Origin of the sequence: Halomonas garicola (assembly GCF_031935715.1) — a bacterium.
GTDB classification, from domain to species: domain Bacteria; phylum Pseudomonadota; class Gammaproteobacteria; order Pseudomonadales; family Halomonadaceae; genus Vreelandella; species Vreelandella garicola.
On record NZ_JASSZF010000027.1, the window covers coordinates 34,702 to 41,516 of the forward strand.

At 61.9% G+C, this 6,815-nt stretch carries 6 protein-coding genes and 1 pseudogene; 6 read left to right on the forward strand and 1 reads right to left on the reverse strand.

Going from position 1 to position 6,815, the window contains the following annotated elements:
• Positions 1-7 precede the first annotated feature (7 nt).
• From RS027_RS10390 to RS027_RS10405, 4 genes and pseudogenes are all read left to right on the forward strand, one after another.
• Complete coding sequence (locus RS027_RS10390; RefSeq protein WP_311956581.1) at positions 8-1,129, forward strand: beta-ketoacyl-ACP synthase III; 1,122 nt, start codon at positions 8-10, stop codon at positions 1,127-1,129.
• A 42-nt stretch (positions 1,130-1,171) separates the two neighbouring features.
• Positions 1,172-2,011: an MlaA family lipoprotein gene (locus tag RS027_RS10395; protein WP_311956582.1), complete on the forward strand. Its 840-nt coding sequence runs from the start codon at positions 1,172-1,174 to the stop codon at positions 2,009-2,011.
• Positions 2,012-2,085: 74 nt separating this feature from the next.
• Positions 2,086-2,913 (forward strand): annotated as a pseudogene (locus RS027_RS10400) (PP2C family protein-serine/threonine phosphatase); the annotation flags it as partial.
• Positions 2,903-3,415: an STAS domain-containing protein gene (locus RS027_RS10405; protein ID WP_311956583.1), complete on the forward strand. Its 513-nt coding sequence runs from the start codon at positions 2,903-2,905 to the stop codon at positions 3,413-3,415. The pseudogene RS027_RS10400 and the gene RS027_RS10405, both read left to right, overlap by 11 nt.
• A gap of 33 nt (positions 3,416-3,448) precedes the next feature.
• Here the strand turns inward: RS027_RS10405 and tal are convergent, their stop codons facing one another.
• Positions 3,449-4,399 carry a transaldolase gene (gene tal, locus RS027_RS10410; protein WP_311956584.1) on the reverse strand — a complete coding sequence of 317 codons (951 nt, stop codon included), beginning with the start codon at positions 4,397-4,399 and terminating at the stop codon, positions 3,449-3,451.
• A 165-nt stretch (positions 4,400-4,564) separates the two neighbouring features.
• On the opposite strand from tal, the gene RS027_RS10415 reads away from it, so the two are divergent.
• Complete coding sequence (locus RS027_RS10415; RefSeq protein WP_311956585.1) at positions 4,565-5,767, forward strand: multidrug effflux MFS transporter; 1,203 nt, start codon at positions 4,565-4,567, stop codon at positions 5,765-5,767.
• Positions 5,760-6,500 carry a sulfite exporter TauE/SafE family protein gene (locus RS027_RS10420; RefSeq protein ID WP_311956586.1) on the forward strand — a complete coding sequence of 247 codons (741 nt, stop codon included), beginning with the start codon at positions 5,760-5,762 and terminating at the stop codon, positions 6,498-6,500. Before RS027_RS10415 ends, RS027_RS10420 begins: the two co-directional genes overlap by 8 nt.
• Positions 6,501-6,815: the final 315 nt, after the last annotated feature.

A 6,815-nucleotide genomic window follows, 5' to 3' on the forward strand; every position in this document is an offset into this window, starting at 1 on the left:
AGGGCGAATGACACAGGTGGTGATTACCGGTACCGGGCTTTATACCCCCGAGCACGCCGTGGACAACGAGGCGCTGGTGAGCGCGTTCAACGCCTGGGCTAAAGCCGAGAACGACCGCCATGCCGAAGCCATTGCCGCCGGCAAGCGCGAACCGCTCGCGTATTCCAGCAGCGCCTTTATCGAGAAGGCCTCGGGTATTAAAAGCCGCTACGTGCTCGATGCCGAAGGCATCCTTGATCCGGAGCGGATGCGCCCGCACCTGCCCGAGCGGGGTAACGACGAGCCGTCGATCCAGTGCGACATGGCGCTTGACGCGGCCCGCCAGGCGCTTGCCAGCGCCGGCATAGAAGCGGAAGATGTCGAGCTTGTGATCGTTGCCTGCTCGAACCTGGAGCGCGCCTATCCGGCCATGGCCGTAGAGCTTCAGCAGGCGCTGGGTGCCGGCGGCTACGGGTTTGATATGAACGTGGCGTGCAGCTCGGCCACCTTTGCCCTGGAAACGGCCGCCAACGCCATTGCCTCGGGCAGCGTCAAGCGCGCGCTTATCGTCAATCCGGAGATCTGTTCGGCGCATTTGAACTTCCGCGATCGCGACAGCCATTTTATCTTTGGCGACGCCTGTACCGCCATGGTGCTGGAGAACGACGCGGTCGCCCGGGCCGAAGAGCGCTACGCGATACTCGGGACCCGGCTGGTAACGCAGTTTTCCAACGCCATCCGCAATAACGCCGGGTTTTTGAATCGCGTGGCCGATGCCGACCCTAACGCGCTGGACAAACTGTTTGTCCAGGAAGGGCGGCGGGTGTTCAAGGAGGTTTGCCCGCTGGTGGCAAGGCTGATCAGCGACCATTTGGCTTCTCTCGAGCTTGGCGCAGATGACGTGCGCAGGCTCTGGCTGCATCAGGCCAACCAGAACATGAATGACCTGATCGCGCGCAAGGTGCTTGGCGCCAAGCCCGGTCCGGAGCAGGCGCCGGTGATACTCGACCGCTATGCCAATACCAGCTCGGCGGGCTCGATTATTGCCTTTCACCTGCACCGCGACTCGCTTGCGCCCGGCGATATCGGCATTATCTGCTCGTTCGGTGCCGGCTACAGCGCGGGCAGCGTCGTGCTGCAGAAAGCCTAGCGTTGCCGGTTTGATTTCATGACCACCCCTGAAGAGACTCCCATGTCAGATAATTTCCGCCTCACCCCTGCGCCGGGCGTTAAACGCGCAGCCCTTTTGATGCCTACCGTGGCGCTTGCCGTGGTGCTTGGCGGCTGTGCCAGCAGCGCGACGAAAGGCGAGCCGCATCCGGAGGATCCCTGGGAAGGCTTCAACCGCAAGGTGTTTGTGTTCAACGACGTGCTGGATCGCTATGCGTTGCGCCCGGTTGCCAAGGGCTATCGCACGATTACGCCCGAACCGGTCGAGGACAGCGTGGGCAATTTCTTTTCCAACCTGGGGGAAATACGCACGGTGCTGAACAGCCTGCTGCAGGGCAAGGGCGAAAATGCCAGCCGCGCTACGTCGCGGCTGCTGATCAACACCACGGCGGGCGTCGGCGGGCTTTTTGACGTGGCGAAGAAGATGGACATTCGCCAGGAGAAAGAAGACTTTGGCCAGACGCTGGCCACCTGGGGTTGGACGGATTCGCGCTACTTGGTGCTCCCGTTCCTGGGGCCGAGCACCCTGCGCGATGCCACCGGTCTGCCGGCGGATATCGCCGCCTATCCGGTCACCTACGTCGACGACGATAAAACCCGGATTGCTCTGGGCGCGCTCAACCTGATCGACCAGCGTGCCAGTCTGCTCGACCAGGAAGACCTGATCCAGGGAGATCGCTATCGCTTTATGCGCGATGCCTATCTGCAGAATCGCGCGTTCAAGATCAGCGATGGCGAGCTGGGTGACGATCCCTTTGCCGCAGACGACTTTGACTTTGATGACGCGGATTTTGATGACGCGGATTTTGATGACGCAAACGTTGACGACGCGGATCCCGGCGACGATAACGCCGCCGATTGAGGCTCGGGATGAAGCACGAAAACAAGCGCGATACCGCCATGCGTGAGTCGCTCGATGTGTACCGGCAGCGCTGCGAGGAGCTGGCTCGGGAGAATGCCAGTCTCCAGGCCCGGCTTGAGCTGTTGCGTCTGGACCAGCAAAGCGGGGGCTATATCCAGCGCCGGCTGCTGCCACGGAGTTTGCGCGTGTTCAGCGGCGTGCGCTTTGACTACTGGCTGGCGCCGTCGCTGTATCTCTCCGGGGACTTTCTGGGCTATCAGCGCTACAGTGACCGCTATAGTGCCTTCTACTTTGCCGATGTCTCCGGTCACGGGGCATCGTCAGCCTTTGTGACGGTATTGCTTAAATACCTGTTTACGCGCTGGCTGCATGAGTGGGACGGTAAAGCCCCCGAGCGCATGCCGGCAGACTGGCTCGCCTCTCTCAACCGCGAGCTTCAGGACAGCGATATTGGCAAGCACGCGACGCTGTTTGCCGGCGTGATTGACCACGTCAACAGGACGCTGCACTATTCGCTGGGCGCCCAGCTGCCGATGCCCATGCTGCAGGCCGGCGGCACGCTTGAGCGCCTGGAAGGTGAGGGCATGCCGGTTGGGCTGTTTCCGGATGCGGTCTATCCTGTCCTTGAGTGCGCGCTGCCGGACGACTTTGCCCTGTGGCTGTGCTCCGACGGCGTGCTGGAATGCCTGCCGGGGAAAACGCTCGATGCGCGGCTGGGTCAACTGGAGCAGCTGTTAGCGCAAAGCGCGTCGCTTGAGCAGTTCCGCGACGGGCTTGCCCGGACCAGCACCCATGTTGACCTGGCAAAGGCGCGCCAGCCGGACGAGGCGAGCGATGACCGGCTGGCGTTACCCGATGATTTAACCATCATGATGGTGAGCGGATTTGGTCATGCTGACTGAGGAAGGCCGCATTAAAGCGGCGTTCGATTCCGGGGTGTTTGTCCTCAAGCTATGCGGTGATGTCCGCCTGACACTCTGTGCCACGCTGGACACCCAGGCGCAGCAGCTGGCGCAAACGCCGGGGCTGCGCGCGGTCATTATCGACCTGCGCGAAGCAAGCAACGTTGACTCGACGGCGCTGGGGTTTCTGGCCAAGGTCGCCATGGCGGTGAGAAGTCGCCTGGAGCAGCCGCCGACCATTATTGCCGACAACCCCGACGTGCGTCAGATGCTCGACGTCATGGGGTTTGCCCGCTTTTTCACGCTGCTTTCAGCGCCGCTTTGTCACAGCCCGGCCGATGATGCCGAGGATCTTCCCGAAGTGCAGGCGGACGAAGGCGGGCTGCGCGAGCGCATTCTGGAAGCCCACCGTATTTTGATGCACATGAACGAACATAACCGTGAGGAGTTTCAGCCGCTGGTGGAAATGCTCGAAGCCCAGGACACCTCGACTCGCCACTGACGTTGGCGTGGCAGCTCGTCGTGGCGGCCCCGGCTATCCGCCTTTTTGGCCAAGATCACCCAGCAGCGTTTCCAGTCGGCGCTGATCTGCCATGAACTTGCGAATGCCTTCGGCAAGCTTTTCGTCTGCCATGGCGTCTTCGTTCATTTGCCAGCGAAAGGTCGCTTCGTCAAGCGGCGCCGTGCGCTTGGCAGCGGTGCCGGCGCCGGCAGCGTCGAGCTGGCGGGGCAGGGTGCCTGACCGCTCGTCCAGCTCGCCGAGCAGCTTGGGCGAAATAGTCAGCCGGTCGCAGCCGGCCAGCGCCTGGATTTCGCCGGCGTTACGGAAGCTGGCGCCCATGACGATGGTGGGGTAGCCGTTCGCCTTGAAGTGGTCATGGATCTTTTTCACCGAAATGACGCCGGGGTCGTTATGGCCGCTGAAGTCCGTCTCGGGATCCCGGGTCTTGTGCCAGTCGAGTATACGCCCCACAAACGGCGAGATTAGCGTGGCGCCGGCGTCGGCGCAGGCCTGGGCCTGGGTAAAGCCGAACAGCAGCGTCAGATTGGTCTGGATGCCCTCGCGCTCCAGCCGGGATGCGGCCTGAATGCCTTCCCAGGTAGAGGCAATCTTGATCAGGATGCGCTCGGGGCCCACGCCGGCCTGCTGGTAGCGCTCGATCAGCGAATGGGCCCGAGCAACGGTAGCTTCGCGGTCGAACGACAGCCGAGCGCTGACTTCTGTGGACACATAGCCGGGCACCAGCGCGCTGATTTCGCTGCCGATATCCACGGCGATCCGGTCAAGGGCATCGTCCAGGTCGCGGCTTTCACCGGCAATGCGCGCCAGGCGTTCGCGGCGGTCTTCGTGCTGAGCAGCCTGCAGAATCAGCGAGGGGTTGGTGGTGGCATCGTGGGGCCGAAAGCGGCGGATGGCGTCCAGATCGCCGGTGTCGGCGACCACGGTCGTCATTTGCTTGAGTTGGGATAGCAGGCTTCTCGCCATGTCACGCTCCTTTGATATCGTGGCTGTACTCTAGCAAGGCAGCGGCGCCTCGAACAGCGCAGCCAAGAGGGGCTGAATCGTCTATGATTAGCTACCTCATGAGCACCTTTATGCCGCTTGTCGGCGAGCAGGGTGCTGCCACTTATTCTGTATTTAAGGAGCTGCATGGAACTTAACCCTCGCCGCGTGGCGTTGCTGGTCGCTGCCAATACGGCGCTGGCGCCGTTTGCGATTGATGCCTATCTGCCCGCCATGGGGGCGTTAGCGGATACCGTCGGCGCCAGCATCCATCGCACCGAGCTTTCCATCAGCGTTTTCCTGTTCGGCTTTGCGCTGGGGCAGCTGTGCTTCGGGCCGCTTTCCGACCGACTGGGGCGCAAGCCCGTGCTCACCGGCGGGCTTGCCATCTTTGCGCTGGCGAGCCTGATGCTTACCCAGGTGGACAGTTTGCCCGAACTGCTGGCGCTGCGCTTTGTTCAGGCGTTGGGCGGCGGCGCCTGCGTGGTCAACTCGGCGGCGATCGTGCGCGACTGTTTTCAGGGGCGGGAAGCAGCAAGGGTGATGTCGACCATGGCGATGATCATGATGCTTGCCCCGCTGGTGGCGCCGAGCGTGGGCAGCGCGCTGCTGCATGCCGTGGACTGGCGGCTTATTTTCGTGTTCCTTGCGGCCTATGCGCTGTTTTTGCTGTGGCTTTTAGGCACCAAGCTGCCCGAAACTCGAGATATGTCGCTGCCGGCCGCCTCACCCCGTCAGGTGCTCGGCAACTACGCCAGCATTCTGCGCCACCGCGAGGGCATGGGGTATATCTGTGCAGTCGCCGCTGCATTTTCCGGCCTGTTTGCGTTCGTTACCGCCTCGCCGTTTGTTTATATGGAGTATTTCTCCCTGTCGCCGGCGCTATATCCGTTTGTTTTTGGCGCCAACGTGATCATTATCGCCTCGTCCAACCGGGTGAATATCGCCCTGCTGAAGACGCGAACGCCCCAGCAGAACCTGCGCCTGGGGCTGGCGGTGCAGCTGGCGGCGTCGTCCGGTCTGGTGATCGTTACCGCGCTGGGGCTTAACAGCCTGCCGGTGGTGGTCGCCCTGGTGATGTGCTTTACCGGGATGATCGGCCTGATTACGCCCAACTCGATTTCCTCGCTGCTGGATCATTTTGGCCACATCAGCGCTACCGCCACGGCGCTGTTGGGAGGCATCCAGTTCAGCTGCGGGGCGCTCGCCGGCATGATGGTGGGCTATTTCGAAATCGAGAACATGTGGCCGATGGTGGTGACCATGCTGATAGCATCGGCGATAGGCAACGTGGGGGTGCGCTGGCTGACCCCGAGGCCCGTGCCCGACGCTTCCCCTGATCATGTTTGATGTCTTTGCCTGGCTGGAGATGACGCCGCGCCTGTGGCTCAGCGCGGCGGCGGTGCTGACGGTAGGCGCCTTTGTCCAGCGTGCCACCGGGTTTGGTCTGGCGGTGGTCAGCGCACCGCTCTTGCTGATGCTGGAGCCCCGACTGGTGCCCGTGGTGCTGGTGCTGTTTGGGCTGACGGTATCGCTGATGATGGTGCGCTACTACCGCCACGAAGTGAGCCTCGGGCCGATCAGCATGGCGTTGGTCGGGCGGCTACCGGGCAATGTGCTGGGCGCTTGGCTGCTGCTCGCCGCGCCCATGGCGATCCTGGAAAAGCTGATCGCCGCCATCGTGCTGTTTGCCGTTCTGGTCACGCTGTTTCGTTTTCGACTACCGGTAAATCGTCAGACGCTCTTTGGTGCCGGCGTGCTGTCGGGGATTTTCGGAACCGTGGCTTCCATCAGTGGCCCGCCCATGGTGTTGCTTATGCACGGTCTTCCGCCCGACCGCGTGCGCGGTAATCTAGCCGCGTTTTTTATCCTGACCTCAATTTTTACGCTGTTTACCCTGGCCGTGGCCGGGCAAATTAGCGTCTGGCATTTTGGCGTTGCCGCCACGCTACTGCCGGCGGTACTGCTGGGTAATGCCCTGGCCAACCGTATTGCCCCGAAGCTTAATCGGCGCTGGCTGCAAATTATATCGCTGACGTTGTGTACGGTGTCGGCGCTGAGCTTGCTTTTTCAGACAGGCTAATCCAGACGGGCTAACGTGCCTACCGGTGGAGGCGAAGCGGAAAATTCGTGGCTTCCCCCTTGTCAAACACCCTGTCAGATCCTATAGTACGCATCCGCTGCCGGCGACGCCAAGCGTCACCGGCGGTGATAGGGCCCAAAAAAGGCCTTGTTTGTCAGCCAGTTACGCGGTTTAATTCAAGCCGTTGACAAACGCTTCAAGGCGTGTAGAATGCGCCTTCCTCGCAGCCGCCGCGGCAGGTCATCGCCGGCGAGTGGTGTTAGCGAGACGCTCTTTAACAAGTTGATCAGGTAATTCATGTGGGCGCTTGCCTGG